The organism is Pandoraea sp. NPDC087047 (assembly GCF_044745225.1).
Taxonomy (GTDB): Bacteria; Pseudomonadota; Gammaproteobacteria; order Burkholderiales; family Burkholderiaceae; genus Pandoraea.
Genome location: NZ_JBIUZU010000014.1, coordinates 71,270 through 87,285 on the forward strand (window position 1 = coordinate 71,270; position 16,016 = coordinate 87,285).

General features: G+C 64.0%; 15 protein-coding genes, 1 tRNA gene and 1 pseudogene. 5 read left to right on the forward strand and 12 right to left on the reverse strand.

The genetic code is table 11. From position 1 onward, the window contains the following. Positions 1-1,386, forward strand: a complete 1,386-nt coding sequence (locus ACIPHM_RS22535; RefSeq protein ID WP_400333317.1) for an amino acid permease — start codon at positions 1-3, stop codon at positions 1,384-1,386. Between the two features lie 111 nt (positions 1,387-1,497). Here the strand turns inward: ACIPHM_RS22535 and ACIPHM_RS22540 are convergent, their stop codons facing one another. From ACIPHM_RS22540 to ACIPHM_RS22565, 6 genes and pseudogenes are all read right to left on the reverse strand, one after another. After that, positions 1,498-2,379 carry a MurR/RpiR family transcriptional regulator gene (locus tag ACIPHM_RS22540; protein ID WP_400333319.1) on the reverse strand — a complete coding sequence of 294 codons (882 nt, stop codon included), beginning with the start codon at positions 2,377-2,379 and terminating at the stop codon, positions 1,498-1,500. 203 nt (positions 2,380-2,582) lie between these two features. Continuing rightward, positions 2,583-3,497 carry a LysR family transcriptional regulator gene (locus ACIPHM_RS22545; protein WP_400333322.1) on the reverse strand — a complete coding sequence of 305 codons (915 nt, stop codon included), beginning with the start codon at positions 3,495-3,497 and terminating at the stop codon, positions 2,583-2,585. A 104-nt stretch (positions 3,498-3,601) separates the two neighbouring features. After that, the gene (gene mgrA, locus ACIPHM_RS22550) at positions 3,602-4,642 is read right to left on the reverse strand and encodes an L-glyceraldehyde 3-phosphate reductase (protein ID WP_400333325.1); all 1,041 of its coding nucleotides are present in this window, start codon (positions 4,640-4,642) and stop codon (positions 3,602-3,604) included. Between the two features lie 130 nt (positions 4,643-4,772). After that, positions 4,773-5,138, reverse strand: a pseudogene (locus ACIPHM_RS22555) (class II aldolase/adducin family protein); the annotation flags it as partial. Between the two features lie 47 nt (positions 5,139-5,185). Further along, positions 5,186-5,659, reverse strand: coding sequence for a LysR family transcriptional regulator (locus tag ACIPHM_RS22560; protein ID WP_400333328.1), 474 nt, complete (start codon positions 5,657-5,659; stop codon positions 5,186-5,188). A 33-nt stretch (positions 5,660-5,692) separates the two neighbouring features. Next, entirely contained in the window at positions 5,693-6,541 is an 849-nt protein-coding gene (locus ACIPHM_RS22565) for a LysR substrate-binding domain-containing protein (RefSeq protein WP_400333331.1), read from the reverse strand. Between the two features lie 101 nt (positions 6,542-6,642). Between ACIPHM_RS22565 and ACIPHM_RS22570 the strand changes: the two genes are divergently transcribed. The 4 genes from ACIPHM_RS22570 to ACIPHM_RS22585 all read left to right on the forward strand — a co-directional run bounded on the left by ACIPHM_RS22570 (position 6,643) and on the right by ACIPHM_RS22585 (position 9,709). Further along, complete coding sequence (locus ACIPHM_RS22570; RefSeq protein WP_400333333.1) at positions 6,643-7,275, forward strand: LysE family translocator; 633 nt, start codon at positions 6,643-6,645, stop codon at positions 7,273-7,275. A gap of 43 nt (positions 7,276-7,318) precedes the next feature. Then, positions 7,319-7,606 carry an SDR family NAD(P)-dependent oxidoreductase gene (locus tag ACIPHM_RS22575; protein WP_400333401.1) on the forward strand — a complete coding sequence of 96 codons (288 nt, stop codon included), beginning with the start codon at positions 7,319-7,321 and terminating at the stop codon, positions 7,604-7,606. Positions 7,607-7,710: 104 nt separating this feature from the next. Further along, positions 7,711-9,063, forward strand: coding sequence for an MFS transporter (locus ACIPHM_RS22580; protein ID WP_400333336.1), 1,353 nt, complete (start codon positions 7,711-7,713; stop codon positions 9,061-9,063). 28 nt (positions 9,064-9,091) lie between these two features. After that, complete coding sequence (locus ACIPHM_RS22585; protein ID WP_400333339.1) at positions 9,092-9,709, forward strand: carboxymuconolactone decarboxylase family protein; 618 nt, start codon at positions 9,092-9,094, stop codon at positions 9,707-9,709. 41 nt (positions 9,710-9,750) lie between these two features. Here the strand turns inward: ACIPHM_RS22585 and ACIPHM_RS22590 are convergent. The 6 genes from ACIPHM_RS22590 to fdxH all read right to left on the reverse strand — a co-directional run bounded on the left by ACIPHM_RS22590 (position 9,751) and on the right by fdxH (position 16,010). After that, positions 9,751-9,846: transfer RNA gene (locus tag ACIPHM_RS22590), tRNA-Sec, on the reverse strand. 104 nt (positions 9,847-9,950) lie between these two features. After that, a complete protein-coding gene (gene selB / locus ACIPHM_RS22595; RefSeq protein WP_400333342.1) occupies positions 9,951-11,861 on the reverse strand; it encodes a selenocysteine-specific translation elongation factor in 1,911 nt (636 codons plus the stop codon). Further along, complete coding sequence (gene selA / locus ACIPHM_RS22600; protein WP_400333345.1) at positions 11,858-13,288, reverse strand: L-seryl-tRNA(Sec) selenium transferase; 1,431 nt, start codon at positions 13,286-13,288, stop codon at positions 11,858-11,860. Before selA ends, selB begins: the two co-directional genes overlap by 4 nt. 10 nt (positions 13,289-13,298) lie before the next feature. Continuing rightward, on the reverse strand, positions 13,299-14,339 hold the full coding sequence (fdhE, locus tag ACIPHM_RS22605) for a formate dehydrogenase accessory protein FdhE (protein ID WP_400333347.1): 1,041 nt from the start codon (positions 14,337-14,339) through the stop codon (positions 13,299-13,301). A 52-nt stretch (positions 14,340-14,391) separates the two neighbouring features. Continuing rightward, the gene (locus ACIPHM_RS22610; RefSeq protein WP_400333350.1) at positions 14,392-15,057 is read right to left on the reverse strand and encodes a formate dehydrogenase subunit gamma; all 666 of its coding nucleotides are present in this window, start codon (positions 15,055-15,057) and stop codon (positions 14,392-14,394) included. A 2-nt stretch (positions 15,058-15,059) separates the two neighbouring features. Then, positions 15,060-16,010, reverse strand: a complete 951-nt coding sequence (gene fdxH, locus ACIPHM_RS22615; protein ID WP_400333353.1) for a formate dehydrogenase subunit beta — start codon at positions 16,008-16,010, stop codon at positions 15,060-15,062. Positions 16,011-16,016: the final 6 nt, after the last annotated feature.

Sequence of the window (16,016 nt, forward strand, 5' to 3'; positions counted from 1 at the left end):
ATGCAGCAGAACGCGCTGAGTCAAAGCCTCAAACAGCGACACATCACCATGATTGCCCTTGGCGGCGTCATCGGCGCCGGCCTTTTCGTCGGCTCGGGCGCCATCATCGCCACCGCCGGTCCGGCGGCCATTCTGTCCTACCTCGTGGGCGGGCTGATCGTCACGTTCGTGATGTTCATGCTCGGCGAGATGGCGTCGCGCAATCCCGACGCGGGCTCGTTCTCCACTTACGCCAGCACCTATCTCGGTGAGTGGGCCGGCTTTGCCGTCGGCTGGCTGTACTGGTTCAAATCGCTCATGACGATCACCATCGAGGCAATTCTGCTCGGTGCGATTCTCAACGAGTTTCTGCCGTGGCTGCCGGTCTGGGGCGGTGCGGTCATCATGCTCATGACGCTGATCGTGAGCAATGCCTACTCGGTGCGCTCCTTTGGAGAAGCGGAGTACTGGCTCTCGTTCGCCAAGGTCGCGACCATCGTGATCTTCATGCTGTTCGGTTTGTCGATCCTGTTCGGGCTGCAAGCCAAGATTCCGGCGCCCGGCTTCGGCAACCTCACGTCGAACGGCGGCTTCATGCCCAATGGCATCTCGCCGGTGATCGCGGGCATCATGGTCGTGATCTTCTCGCTGGGCGGCAGCGAAATCGCAGCCGTGGCCGCAGGGGAATCGGAGAATCCGCGCAAGAACGTCGTGCGCGCGATTCGCAGCGTGATCTTCCGCGTGCTGGTGTTCTACATCGGCTCGGTGTCGATCATCATTCTGTGCCTGCCCTGGACGGACAAGGCGAACCTCGCGTCGCCGTACGTGTCGCTGTTCAACATGGCCGGGTTCCCGAATGCCGCGCTCGCCATGAAGGCGGTGCTGTTCGTGTCGTTCATGTCGGTGATGAACTCGTTCCTGTTCTCGAACTCGCGCATGCTGTACTCGCTGAGCCAGCGCGGTTATGCCCCGCCGATGTTCGCCCGCACGAACGCGCGTGGCGTGCCGATCAACGCACTGGCCTTTAGCTTCGCCATCTGCCTGGGCATTCTGGCGGTGCACTTCGTGAGCGGCGGCGACCTGTTCCTCATGCTCGCCAAGAGCAGCGGCGCTTTCGTCATGACGGTGTGGATCTTCATCATCGTGGCGCACTTCGTCATGCGCCGCAAAATGGCGCGTCAACCGGTGCAACAGCAAGAGGAATCGAGCTTCAAGGCGTGGTTCTACCCGTACTCCAACGCGATTGCGTTCCTCACGCTGGTGGCCGTGCTCCTGTCGCAAGCGTTCAATCCGGAGTCGCGCTTCCAGTTCTGGTTCATGGTGGGCACGGCCGTCATGATCGTGGGACTGTATTTCGTGCTACGCCGACGCCCGAACTTCGGTCTGGTCAAAGCCGAAATGACCTGATCGGACTGACCCGGCATGAGCAGCGACAGCCTGACTGTCGCGTCCTCATAGCAAAAAGCCCGTCGACTGCCGCAAGGCGTCGACGGGATTTTTCGTTGCTTCGCGAGACGCTCAGTCGTCAGACGTATAGATGTTGAATTCGTGAAGTTGCGTGGCGCTGTTCGCCACTTCCGCCAGCGTGTCTTCGCCGCCGTGGGCGATGAGCAGCTGGGCGAGCGTCTGCGCCACGGCAAGGGCGGGCAGGATCGAAGGGAACAGCGACAGGCTCGTGTTCGGCGCGACGATGCACGTATGCGCCTGCGCCGCAACGGGCGAGAGCGTGCTGTCGCTCACCGCGATGACGGTGGCGCCCCGCTGCCGCGCGAACCGCGTCGTCTCGACACTCGCCACCGTATAAGGGCGTGCGGTAAAGCACAACAGGACGTCGTGCTTGCCAATGCGTCGCATGTCGTCGATCAGCGCCCCGCCCTCGCCGGAGATCAGCGTCACGTTGTCCTGAAACGTCGACAGCACGTAATGCAGATAGAACGCTGGCGGATAGAGGCTGCGCAGGCCGAGCAGATAAATTCGGTTGGCGTTTCTCAGCAGATCGACGGCGTCGTGAAAGCTCTTCTCGTTGCGCTTGCAAAGCGTGGCTTCGAGATTGCCGTATTCGTTGGCGAGCGAGTCGGCCAGCAGTCGATCGTCACCGGACGCGCGGGAGTGCTCGCGAACCTGCTCGGCACGCTCGAGCAATCCCGATGGCCCTGACGGCCCGGCCGAGAGCCAGTCGATGTACACGGAACGAAAGTCTTCGTAACTGGAAAAGCCCAACTCACGGGCCAGACGCAGCATCGATGCCGGCTGCAACTGCGCGCGCGCAGCGACCGTTCGCATGGATTGCAGCGCGACTTCCTTGGGGGAATCCAGCACGTACCGCGCCGCCTGACGAAGTTTCGGCGGCATCTCCTGGAAACGCATCGAGATGGCCTTTTCCAGTTCGTCTTTGGTCATCGTTATGACTCGGCGTGGGAAACAAGAGAGTGGACGAGGTGAGTTCCGTGCGTCACCCCTGCGCGCTGCCATCTGGCCGAAGCACAGAAGGAATTTCCGATTTTATCGCTATCTTCGGCATTGCTGCGGACTCTTTGCCGACTGCGCCAGACGTTTGACGATATTGCGCGGATCGCGCGCAACGCGATCTCCCGAACTGCGATTCACCCTCCACGCTCCGCCGCCGTCTCCTGAAGCAACATCTCCAGGAACGCCAGCGGTGCGGGGTCCAGCGGGGGCGGCGCGTCATCCGACGGCGCCGGTAAGTGAGCGACGACCAACTCCCAGCAAAACTTCCTCCCGCTGATCGCGACATGCGCCAACCGACCGGTCTGTCGCGCCACCAGATCGCCGGGCAGCAGCGCCACACCCAAGCCCTGTTCCACGAGATTTATCAACGTGTCCAGATCCCCGATCTCGAAGGCCACGCGGCGACGGATATCGGCCTCCGCGAACCCGCGATCGACCAGCCGTCGCGTGCCGTGTCCCGGCGCGAAGTCTGCGAAGGGCTCGTCAGCAAGCTCGGAGAGCCGGATCGTGCGTCTGCCCGCTAACGCATGCCGGGGACTGCACGCAAGCACGAGGTCGTCACACGCCACTTTGTGCGAGGCGAGTTTCTCGCTGCGTTCTTCAATCGGCAGGATCGCCAGATCGATCTCGCGCGCGGCCACTTTGTCGTTCAGATCGAACGCCCCGCCCTGCACCAGACGAATCTCGATCTGCGCATAGCGCTCGTGAAAGCGCGACATCAATGACGACAGGTCGAGAAACGGCGGCAAACTCTGTACCGTCCCGACGGATAGCCGGCCTTTGCGAATGGCGTGAATATCCGCAACGTCGCTCGACGCGCGATCCAGCACATCCAGCGCGCGCCTGACTTGCTCCAGATACGCCTCTCCCGCGGCGGAGAGACTCACATGGCGGGTCGTCCGGACGAACAAGCGCGCGCCCAACTCCGCTTCGAGCGCACGAATCGACGTCGACAATGCCGACTGAACGATATGACAACGCTGCGCAGCGCGCGTGAAGTTCCCCTCCTCGGCCACCGCCATGAAGTGACGCAGTTGTCTCAGTTCCATACATGCCTTATGCCATTCAACGGGTTACCCCCGCCAGCGGGGCGTTGCGCTGGCGGGTAAAGGGACAAGGGACACGGCACACAGGCGAACGGCAACAGGCGACGTCAGCCCTCGATCTGTGACGAAACCTTCCAGATATCGACGTCGCCGTCTTGCGCGTAGCGATCGATCTGAGCGAGTTCGTCGGCGGTGAAGTCCAGACGCTTGACGGCGTCGAGGGAATCGTCGAGTTGCGCCACCGTCCGTGCGCCGATCAGCGCGGATGTGATGCGCGGGTCGCGAAGCGCCCAGGCAATCGCCATCTGCGCCAGCGTCTGGCCTCGTCTCGCGGCGATCTGATTGAGCGCGCGAATACGCCCCAGATTATCCTCGCTGAGCATGCTCTGCCGGAGCGATGTCCCACGGGTGGCACGACTGTCTTCGACCGCGGTGTTCGAGATGTACTTCGACGTGAGCAGCCCCTGCGCCAGCGGCGAGAAAGCAATGCACCCGGTGCCGAGCGCATCCAGCGTGCTCAGGAGACCGTTCTCGATGCGACGATTGAGCATCGAGTAATTCGGCTGATGGATGAACAACGGCACGCGCTCGTCGGCAAGTATCTTCGCGGCTTTGCGTGTGAGCTCGGGCGAGTACGACGAGATGCCGATATACAGCGCCTTGCCCTGACGATGCAGTTGAGCGAGCGCGCCCATCGTTTCTTCCAGCGGCGTGTCGGGGTCCACACGGTGCGAGTAGAAGATATCGACGTAGTCCAACCCCATGCGCCTCAGGCTTTGTTCGCAACTGGCGATCAGGTGCTTGCGCGAGCCGCTCGGGCCGCCATAGGGGCCGGGCCACATTGGCCATCCCGCCTTGGACGAGACGATCAGTTCGTCGCGAAACGGCTTGAAATCCTGCGCCATCCAGCGACCGAAGTTCTCCTCGGTCGAACCGGCGGGCGGACCATAGCAGTTGGCGAGGTCGAAGTGCGTTACGCCCCGATCGAAGGCCCGGCGCAGGAGCGCCCGGCCCGTCTCGTACACATCGACGCCGCCGAAGTTCTGCCACAGGCCCAGCGAGATGGCGGGCAGCTCGATGCCACTGTGCCCCACGCGGCGGTACGGCATCTGGCCGTCATAACGTGTGTTATCGGGTTGATACAGCATGAATAATCTCCAGAAAAATAGACATGCCCTTCACACATGACCTCATGCGCGCCAAGGCATCTATCGAACGCGAGACTAGTTTGCTGATTCCCGATTGATATTTGAAGTTCCGATTTTCGATGCCAGCAATCTATCGAGTAGATGAATGCGGCGATGGCCGGCAGGCGATTCGCACCAATGCTTCCAAGACGTCCTGCCCTGCGCCGTACCTGGGGTCGAATTGAAGCGCATCGCGCGCGCATCGCTCGGTGATCTCGGGAGCAATCGTCAGCGACGGCCCCATCAGGCTCGTGGCGATCTGAATTTCACACGCACGATTCAATGTCCAGAGATAGGTAAAGGCCTCGGCAATGCTCCCGCCCCATGAAAGCAATCCGTGATTCCGAAGGATCACGGCCTTTCTGCCGTCAATACTTCGAATCAACCGCGGCCCTTCGTCGGCGTGCACCGTAACCCCTTCGAAATCGTGATACGCCACGCGGTCCTGCAATTGCGCGCTGTAGAAGTTGTCGCTTCTGAGCCCCGCCGCCGAGCACGCGTGCGCTACCCCAGCGGCTGGTTCGGACCCAACGCGATATCGAGCGCCGCCTCGGCCACGGACGACACGAGCCGCTCGACTTCGACATCCAGCGCTCGAATCGTCACGTTCGGATGCAGTTCGCGGTATGCCGCGATGGCGTCGGGCAATGCCGCGGCGCAAAGCACGAGCGGCGCGCCCACGCGCACGATGCCGGACGCCCGATCCCGTATGTTCCTGGCCGAACGCTCTGCCGCATAGAGTTGCGCCATCGCCGCACTTGCCGCCGGCAGAAAGTCCGCCCCCGTCACCGTGAGAGAGACACGTCGCGTGGTTCGGTCGAAAAGCCGGAACCCCACCTCCCGCTCCAGCTCACCGAGCAGTTGGCTCACGGCAGACGGCGTCAGACAAACGCGATCTGCCGCGCGCGCAATGCTCCCGCAATCCGCAATCGCGAGGAACGTCTCAAGTTGCCGGGCATTCAATCGGCTTAGTGCCATAGGTTTTCCGATCGTGAGTGACGGGGATGCAGCTCAAATGCGCAGTTCGTTGAGGATCTGCTCGGCGAGAAAGTCACACGGCGGCCGGTTCGACGTTCTGCTGCGCGAGAGAACGACTTCGAGATCGTCCAGCGGCGGCAGCCCGTCGCTCTGTGACAGCTCGATGAGATGCGACGGCACACTGCATCGCGCCAGCGGCGCGACCGCCAGACCGGCTTGCACCATGCTGATCAGGCCGAGCAGGCTCGGACTCTCGTAAGACATGCGGTAAGGAAGGTTCGCCCGTTGCAACGCGCGGATTGCGCTGGCGCGCGCCGTGCTGCCGGGGGCGAAAAGCGCCACCGGCAGCGGACGCTCCTTCCACACCGGCCGCGTCGGCGTTCCCACCCAGACCATCGGCTCGAACCGGATGAACGTGCCGGGAACGCCCTTCGCCTTCGTAATGCAGGCCAGATCGAGCGTATTGTCCCTGAGCAGCGGAACGAGCGCACTGCTCGGCATGCCGAGCACCCGGATGTCGACACGCGGATGCGCCAGCGCAAATTTTCTGAGCACTTGCGGCAGCAACGACGAGGCATAGTCGTCCGGCACGCCGATCGTCACCCGCCCTGTCATCTCCGGACGCACGATCGACGCCCACGCCTGCGCACGCAACTCCAGCATCCGTCGCCCGTAATCGAGCAACGTTTGCCCCTCCGGGGTGATAACCACGCTTCGCGTGCTGCGCACGAACAAGGGCTTGCCCAGATCGTCTTCCAGCGCCTTGATCTGCATGCTGAGCGCAGACGGCGAACGGTGCACCACCTCCGCACCCCGCGCGAACGATCCGGTCTCGGCAACCGCGACCACCATTTCCAGCACGTCGAGATCGAGCCTTTTCATTTTATTCAGAAATTCTGATGAATTAGCTCAGATTATATTGCTTTACCGACAACAAATGCGGCCGGATACTGCCTTCGTTATCCCTGACATCGAGCCCGAGCATGCATGATCCCGCTTCGTTTTACGCATTCCTTGCGGTGTGCAGCCTGCTCGCCATCACGCCGGGTCCGAACATGATCTACGTGATGTCGCGCTCGATTTCGCAAGGCCGGATGGCAGGTCTCACGTCGCTCGCCGGGGTGATGGTCGGCTACCTGTTCTACATGTTCGCGGCGGCCTTCGGCATCACGGCGCTGTTCATCAAAGTGCCCTTCGCGATGCATGCGCTGAGCGTGGCAGGCGCGGCCTACCTGCTGTATCTCGCCTGGCAGGCGGTCAAGCCCGGTGGGAGATCGCCTTTCGAAGCGAGAGCGCTGTCGTATGAGCGGCCGCGGCGGCTGTTCGTCATGGGCGCGACGACAAGCCTGCTCAATCCCAAACTCGCCATGATCTTTCTGACCCTGGTGCCGCAGTTCGTCCGCGACCAGGGGGGCAGCATTCTGAAGACGTCGTTGCTGATGGGGTCGATGGTGATTCTGGCGTTTGCCATGGTCAATGCAACGGTCGCCATCGGCGCGGGAAGCACCGCGAAGTTTCTCGCCACCCGCCCCCGCCTCCTGACGCTGCAACGATGGTTCATGGGCGTCGTGCTGCTGGCGCTCGCCGCCCGCATGGTCGTCGACGCGTTCGCATGAGGCGAGCACGCACCGAACACGCTCGCCGCCATCTTCGGCATCGCTGATGAATGTCGGGCGCGCCGTACTGCCGCACATGCGGGAGCGCAAGGCCGGCACGATCATCAATGTGAGCTCGGGCGCGGGCGTATTCATGCTGTCGCTGATATCGACGTGTTGCGCAAGCAAGTTCGCGCTTGAGGGGTTCGGCGAGGCGCTGACTTATGCGCTCGAACCGTTGGGGATCATCTCGAAGATTGTTGAACCAGGCGGCGTGTTGAGCACGCGCTTCGGCACGCGAAGCAGTGCGGAAGGGGCGGGCCAGGGGGCAGACGCTTCGTCACACGTTTAGCACGAGACCTCAATAGCAAAGCACTCGATATTGGTAGTGGCGCCAAGTGATCGGTGCAAGACTTCATGCTCGCTTAACCTGCCCGCATTACGGCAATTGCATTCATGTCGAACGTTCAGTCTCACGCAACACCTGCACACGCCAGTTCCAGGCGTGTCGCATTCGCCGCTTTCATCGGCACAACCATCGAGTGGTACGACTTCTACATCTACAGTACCGCCTCGGCACTCATCTTCAGCCACACCTTTTTCCCGCCCTCGACCAACCCGCTGACAGGCGTTCTCGGCGCCTTCGCCGCCTATGGCGTCGGCTTCTTCGCACGACCGCTCGGCGCCGTCTTCGCGGGGCACTACGGCGATCGCCTGGGCCGCAAGCGGGTTCTGGTGTTCTCCCTCATGCTGATGGGGGTCGCGACCGTCCTGACGGGGCTGCTGCCCAGCTATGAAACGGCTGGCCTGCTCGCAACGGTCCTGCTCGTTCTGCTGCGACTGCTTCAGGGCGTGGCGACGGGGGCGGAATGGGGCGGTGCCTCACTGCTGGCCGTGGAACACGCACGGCCGCGCTCGCGCGGTCTGCTTGGCTCGTTCACGCAGGCAGGTTCCGCCGCCGGCATGTTGCTCGCCGCGGCGACCTTCCTGATCATCCGTTCGTCGCTTTCGGCCGACGCCTTCTCCTCGTGGGGCTGGCGCCTGCCGTTCCTGTTCAGCGTAGTGCTGGTCGCGATTGGCCTGTTCGTGCGAACGCGCATCGACGAACCGGCGCCCTTCATCGCCGCCAAGGCCGAAGGCCGAATCCGCCGTCTGCCCGTGACCGAGGTGCTTCGTCATCACCGTCGCGCATTGTTCGTGACGATCGGCCTGCGCCTGCTTCAGCCTGCGATGTACGCCATCGTCACGACCTACGCGATCAGCTATCTGAACATGAAACGCGGGGGTGCATCGGCCGCCTTGAGTTCCGTAATCATCGGCTCGATCTTCGCCGTGATCGCAACGCCGCTCTGGGCCGCGCTATCGGACCGCATTGGCCGTCGTCGCCCCGCGATCTGGGCCGTGGTCGGTATCAGCTTGCTGGTGTGGCCGTTCTTCTGGTTCCTCGATCACGGTGACTTGCGCTATCTCCCGCTCGTGTTCGCGATCGAACTGGCCGTCTTCGATGCTGCCATCTATGCGCCCGGCGCCGCATGGTTCGCCGAGCAGTTCCCTGTCGAAGTGCGATACAGCGGTATCTCGCTGGGCTATCAGATCGGCACCCTGCTGTCGGGCGGTCTGACACCGTTCGTTGCCGCCGCATTGCTTGCCGTGGGCAATGGTTCGCCGTGGTTGATCTGCGCGTACATCTCGGCGCTGGGACTGTTGAGCCTGATCGCCGTGCTCGCAGCAAACGATCCGGCGGGTCGCGCGGCTGGCCGCGCCGCACCCGGTGTCGGCGATCAGGCCGGCATGGCAGGCACGCACTGATCGACACTGAGAAAGTAAAGAGGATTTCATGAGTCAAAACAGCACGCATGCAGACGAAGCACGCATTCTCGGCGCGCTGGAGCGCCAGCATGCCGGCCCGAAGGCCTTTCGCGCCATGTCCGCGCCCGTGTGGCGCAGCGCCCATTTGTCCGAGAAGGACAAACATCTGGTGGCCGTCGCCGTGGCGCAGGTCACGCGCTGCGCTTTCTGTATCGAACATCACGCAGCGTTGGCGCGCAAATGCGGGGCATCCGAGTCGGAAGCGCTCGCTGTGAGCTACATCGCGGCTGCGCTCGAATCGCTGGGTGGCGCGGCACTTTCCGTCGGCAAGGAAGGCTTCGCTCTCGAGGATGAAGCCCATCTGCGCGGCACGAGTATCGCGTCGGCACGGACGGATTTTCTGCGAGCCGTCTTCGGCACCGATGCGCTTAAACCCGCATTCGTATGGGTCGTCGCGGCAGCGGTCGCCTACGCGCAATCGAACGAGGCTTATCGCCAGCGATTCCACGAGCAGGCGCTCGAGGCGGGCGAATCCGTCGAAGCGTTGGACGAAGCCTACGCGATCGTGGTGGTTCTGCGTGCAGGGGCTGTGTACGCCCACACGCTCCACGTCGCAAGCGTGTTTGCTGGCGGGGAATCGAACTGAGGTCTCAGGCGAGTCGGATTTGTTTGCCCGACGGAAGAATTTGGCGGAAAGCAGCCGGAGTCGAACCGACCTGGGAGCGTCTGACGCCCCCAACCGGGTTTGAAGCCCGGCCGCATCACCGGATACGGATGCCTTCCTTCGGACGAAGCAATTTCACTTGCTTGACGATGACGTAAGCGCTTCGCATTGCGCGAGGCGCTTACCTCGCGTACCTGTTAAGGCCGCGACTGCCGCCTTGAGCCTAAGCCGCGCCCCACTCTACGCCGGGGCGCCGCACATGCCAATCGCCAACGCGGCGAGTATATCCCGCACGATCAAAGAACTCCAGAATCTGTATCGCGCGCTTGCGCCCCAGACCCGTCGCATCCCGAAACGCCCCCGCTTCGACCTTGCCGTCGGCCCCTGCAACGATCTGCGCCAGTGTCTGCACACAAGCGTCGTCATAAAACAGATCCTTGACGATCTGATGCACGCGCCCTTGCCGCGCCAGTTTGCGCAACACCGAGCGCACACGGTCTTCCGGCACGTTCAACTCGCGTCCCATATCGCGCACCCACGGCGGATCGAAGCGGCCCTGCGCGAGCTTCGGCAGCAACGCCTGCGCCAATGCACACTCGTCGTCCGTCATTTCGACGCGATGGGACGGCAAATGCCACCACGCCCCCGTGCGCGCCAACGCACCCTCGCTCAGCAATGCGTGCGTGACGACGCGCCAACGCGCCGCATCCAGCGACGGCCATGTCATGCGGCCCAGGCGAGCGGCGTCGAGCCCCGGTTCGTCCGGCACGCGCGCGTGGTAGTCGCGCAGCGAATCGAGCACACGTGCGCGCATCGCGTTCCACACCTCGGGCGCGAAGGCCAGCGATGCGCCGTCCGCCCCCGCCAGCACGATGGCGTTCGACGGCCACGTCCATTGCCCCGCAGGCGACCCCGTGAGCGCCACCATCTGCACGCTTGTCAGACCGAAGGGCGATTGTGCGAGGAGGGCATCGAGCCCCGCCCCGTCGAGGTATTGTGCGAGCGCGTCGAGCCACGCCATGCGCGCTGGCGACCGACGCTTGCGCTCCGGTGCTGCCGGATCGAGCACGCGCCCGCCGCCGACGGTTGCCGTCGCCTGCGGATTGCGCACGATGAAGCGGTCGCCCGGCATGGTGCACACGGGCGTGTCGAAGACCAGTTGCACGCGCATCGAACCGCCCGGCGCGAGCGTATCGCCGCCCAACAGTACCGTGCGCGCCTGCACGTGCGTCGTGCCCAGATGCACGTGCAACGGAAACCATTGCGTGAGCGGTGCGCTGCCGTCCATCCAATGCAGTTCGACGTCCACATGCGTCGACGGCGTGGACAATCCCGCCGCGACGATCCAGTCGCCACGCCCCAATTGGTCCCGCTCGACACCCACCAGATTCAGCGCACAGCGCTCGCCCGCCTTGCCCACGTCCACCGCCCGATTCTGCGCGTGAATGCTGCGCACTCGCACCGGGAGCCCCTGCGGCATCACGGTGAGGTTGTCCCCCACACGCACCGTGCCTGCGAACGCGGTGCCCGTCACAACCGTGCCGTGGCCCGTTAGCGTGAAGACGCGGTCGATCGCCAGACGGAACAGTGCGTCGTCGCGACGCGCCGCGTTGCCCGATGCGCGCAGCCTCTGCGCCGCCTGCGTCAGATGCTCGCGCAGCGTGGCCACGCCCGCGTCGCCCGGCGTCGTCGCCGATACCGGCACGATATCGGCCTGCGCGAGCGGCGTGCCGCCGAGCCATTGCGAAATCTCCTGCGTGAGCGCCGCGAGACGCGCCGCATCGACACGATCCGCTTTCGACAACGCCACAACGCCGCGCTTCACGCCGAGCATCGTCAGAATGGCGAGATGCTCACGCGTCTGCGGCATGACGCCGTCGTCCGCCGCGATCACGAGCAACGCGAAGTCGATGCCCACGGCGCCGGCCGCCATCGTATGAATCAGCTTCTCGTGCCCAGGCACATCGATGAAGCCCAGCACCTCGCCGTCCGGCAGCGGCGTGTAGGCGTAGCCCAATTCGATGGAGATGCCGCGCGCCTTTTCTTCCTTGAGACGATCGGTGTCGACGCCGGTCAACGCGCGCACGAGGCTCGTCTTGCCGTGGTCGATGTGACCCGCGGTGCCGACGATCACGCGCGCAGCTCCGCGAATTGCAGCGCGAGACGCGCTTCGTCATCCGCTTCGAGACAACGCAAATCGAGCCACAGCGTCTGATCCGCGATTCGGCCGATCACCGGATACGGCAGGCCGCGCAACGCCGCTTCGAGCGCCGCGAGCGCACGGCCGCTACCGCGTTTGCCGCCCCCCGCAGGCGCAATCGCCAACCCGTAGCTCGGCAACTGCTCGACCGGCAACGCCCCGCTGCCGATCTGGCTCACCATCGGCGCAGCCGCCACGCGGTAGGCGTCGCCCAACGACTTCGCCAGCACCGGCACCAGCCGCGCCGCCTGCGCCGCCATGTCGTCGCGCGCACGGGTGAGCAAACGCAGCGTCGTGAGTCGCTGCGTGAGATGTTCGGGATCGCGATACAGACGCAGCACCGGCTCCAGCGCCGCGAGGGTCAGCTTGCCGACGCGAAGCGCGCGTTTGAGCGGATGCTTCTTGATCTTCGCGATGAGATCCTTGCGTCCGACGATCATGCCCGCCTGCGGTCCGCCGAGCAGCTTGTCACCTGAGAAAGTGACGAGATCGGCACCCGCGGCAATCGTCTCCTGAACGGTCGTTTCATGCGGCAAGCCCCATCGCTCCAGCGGTGCGAGCGTGCCGCTGCCGAGATCGACCGCCACCGGCACACCGTGCGGTTTCGCGATCTCCACGACCTGCGCGACGTCGACACGCCTAGTGAAGCCCGTCACTTCGTAATTGCTGCAATGGACCTTCATCAGCAATGCCGTCTTCTCGCCGATGGCATTGCGATAGTCGGCGGGGTGCGTGCGATTGGTCGTGCCGATCTCGACGAGCTTCGCGCCCGCGTGCGTCATGATGTCGGGAATGCGAAATGCACCGCCAATCTCCACCAGTTCCCCGCGCGAGACCACCACTTCGCGACGCTTGGCCAGCGTCGCCAGCATCAGCAGCACGGCCGCCGCGTTGTTGTTCACGACAGTGGCCGCCTCACCGCCCGTCAATTCGCAGAGCAAAGGGGCCACGAGATCGTCGCGGTCGCCGCGTCCGCCCGTCGCCAGATCGAATTCGAGGTTGGCCGGCGCCGTGAGCGCCTGCATGACCGACTCGATAGCCGCCTCGGGCAACAACGCGCGGCCCAGGTTGGTGTGCAGCACCGTGCCCGTGAGATTGAACACGGGCCGCAGCGTCGCCCGGTTTCGCTCGGTCAGCCCATTGACGATACGCGTACGCAGCGCTGCCGGCGTCACCCTGTCGTGCGTAAGTGTGCCCGCGAGCGCCGCCGCACGGCACTCGTCGAGATCGCAACGCAACGCCGCAATCACCTGCGTGCGGCCGAAGTCGGCCAGCGCCGCCTGAAATTCGGGCATCCCCAGTAACCGGTCGAGCGACGGCAGATCCGCCGCGCCCGCCCGCACCCCGTCGTGCTCGGCCATCGGCATCCCCTTATGCTTCCTCGGCGTTTTGCCAGAGCAACGGATTGCCGTTGGCTCGCGCGTACCCCGCTTCGCCCATCAGCACGTCGAGCGCAAGGCTGGCGAGATCGTCGGCCACCGGCTCCACGAACGGGTCCTTGTCCTGATAGAAGATCTTGCGATAGCTGTGGCAGTCGTCGCACGACTCGGCGCGAATGGGCGACGACGCCACGCGCTTGGCCGCCTCGTCGAGCATCGGACGGCCGTTCTCGCCCTTGAGGAGGCCGCCGTCAGCATCGGCTGCGGCCGTCACGTCCGCGCCCGATGCCGCTGCGTCACCCGCCTTGTCGACGACGTGATACGCGACATGCTCGCTCGCCTCGCAATGCGTGCACTTCACGCGAACCATGTGCCACTCCGTCGAGCACAGACCGCATGCGAGATAGCGGTAGCCCTCGTGCGCCCCGCCGATCCGCACCACGCTCGCCACCGGCAGCGTGCCGCACACGGGACAGACATTGGGGACGTCGAGCATCGGCACTTCACCGGCGTCGAACGTGCTGGCCACGCCGGTCCAGAGCACTTGCAACGCGGCCATCAGGAAGGGGGCACTCGCGGCGTCGACGCCCTTGCCATGCCCAGCGAGCAGCGACTGCGCGCCCGCCTCGAGCGAAGCTGGATCGGCCGCGCGAACACGGTCGATCACGCTTCGCACCGCGGCGGAGACACCGGGCTGCGCCGCCACGGCGTCGAGCAGCGGTGCGAGCAGCGGCTGCCAGCGACCGGCGTCGTAACCGCCGCTCGCGGGCACGAGCGGCATGCAGTGCTGCTGCGCCTGCGCAATCGATTCGGGGGACGGACGTTCTGCCTGGAAGTTGTCGAGCAAGCGTTGTTGCGCGTCGACAAGTGCGGCCATCAGTCGCAGGTAATCGCCGAGCGGATGGCCGTCGGCCAACTGACGCAACCGCGCCGCGCGAGCCGAGAAGACCTCGGCGCGTTGCGGCATGCGCAGACGGGGAATGGTGGTGCGATCGAGGGACTCGATCTGCCCGGGTTCGAGAATGCGTTGCACGGTGGCCGGCCTCGTAAGAGCGTCCGGCCACCTGCAAGCGGCAAGGCCGGACTTATTTGTTGAGCTGCTTGTACCAGGCGCGATGATGCTTCCACGCCCAGCCGCGGGTGACGGTGCCGCGCGTCATGGCGCGCACGGAACCCTTGATCCAGATCGCCGCATAGATGTGCGTAATGATGCCGCAAATCAACACGAATGCACACACCGCATGCACGTCCGATGCCAGACGAATCACCCAGATCGGGAAGTAGAACGCGAAGTACGCGCGCCAGATCACGATGCCCGAGAGCAACAGCCCGATCATGCACAGCACCATCACGTAGAAAAGCAGCTTCTGTCCGGCGTTGTAACGCCCGACTTCCGGCAGATTTTCCTCGCGATTGTTGAGCACATCGCCGATGTTCTTCATCCACTCGGTGTCGCGCTGCTCGAACTTGTTGTAGCGAGCGAGCCGCATGGCGAGCCATACGAAGGCGACGAACATCACAAGGCCGATGAACGGATGGAGAATGCGTGTCCACGGCCCGCCACCGAACAGATTGGTGAGCCAGAACATCGACGGATGGAACAGCGCCAGCCCGGAGAGCGCGAGCAAGATGAACGTGCCCGCGACAATCCAGTGGTTGATACGCTCCGCAGCGTTGTACCGCTCGATCAGATCGTCTTTCCCCGACCCGTCACGCGGGTGATCGCTTCGTTCCAGCTGTTCATGCGACATGGTCAGACCTCCTCGTGCGTCACAACGCCCTTCCCGCCATCGGGACCACCGCCCTTGCGCGATGCGTCATACCGGCGGGCTTCCTCTTCATCCTCCTCGGTCGTTTCGTTCGGACCGGTCTTGATGTAGTGGAAGAACCCGGCAATCGCCGTGAGCGCCATGGCGGCCACGCCCAGCGGTTTGGCGATGCCCTTCCAGAACGTCACCATCGGGCTGATGCGCGGATTGTCCGGCAGGCCGTGATACAGCGACGGCTTGTCGGCATGATGCAGCACATACATCACATGCGTGCCGCCCACACCGGCCGGATCGTACAGCCCCGCGTTGTCGAAGCCCCGCGACTTCAGGTCTTCGATACGCTCGGCCGCCTGATCCTTCATGGCGTCCTTGGTGCCGAACATGATCGCGCCGGTCGGACACGTCTTCACGCAGGCCGGCTCCAGCCCCACCGCCACGCGATCGGAACACAGGGTGCACTTGTACGCCTTGTGATCCTTCTGCGAGATACGCGGGATGTTGAACGGGCACCCGGTAATGCAGTACCCGCAGCCGATGCAGTTCTCTTCGTGAAAATCGACAATGCCGTTCGCATATTGCACGATCGCGCCCGGCGACGGGCATGCCTTCAGGCAGCCCGGATCCTCGCAATGCATACAGCCATCCTTGCGGATGAGCCACTCGAGGTCGCCCTTCGGGTTCTCGTACTCGGTAAAGCGCATGAGCGTCCACGAATCCGCGCTCAGGTCCGCCGGGTTGTCGTACACGCCGACGTTGGTCCCGACGTCGTCACGCAGGTCGTTCCACTCCATGCACGCTGTCTGGCAAGCCTTACAGCCGATGCATTTCGATACGTCGATGAGTTTGGCGACGTCGCCCGAGTGCGCTTCGCGCACCGAGGGCGACGGCAAGGTCGTTGCCGAGCGCCGTTTGATATCCAGTGATTGCAATGCCATGGCGCC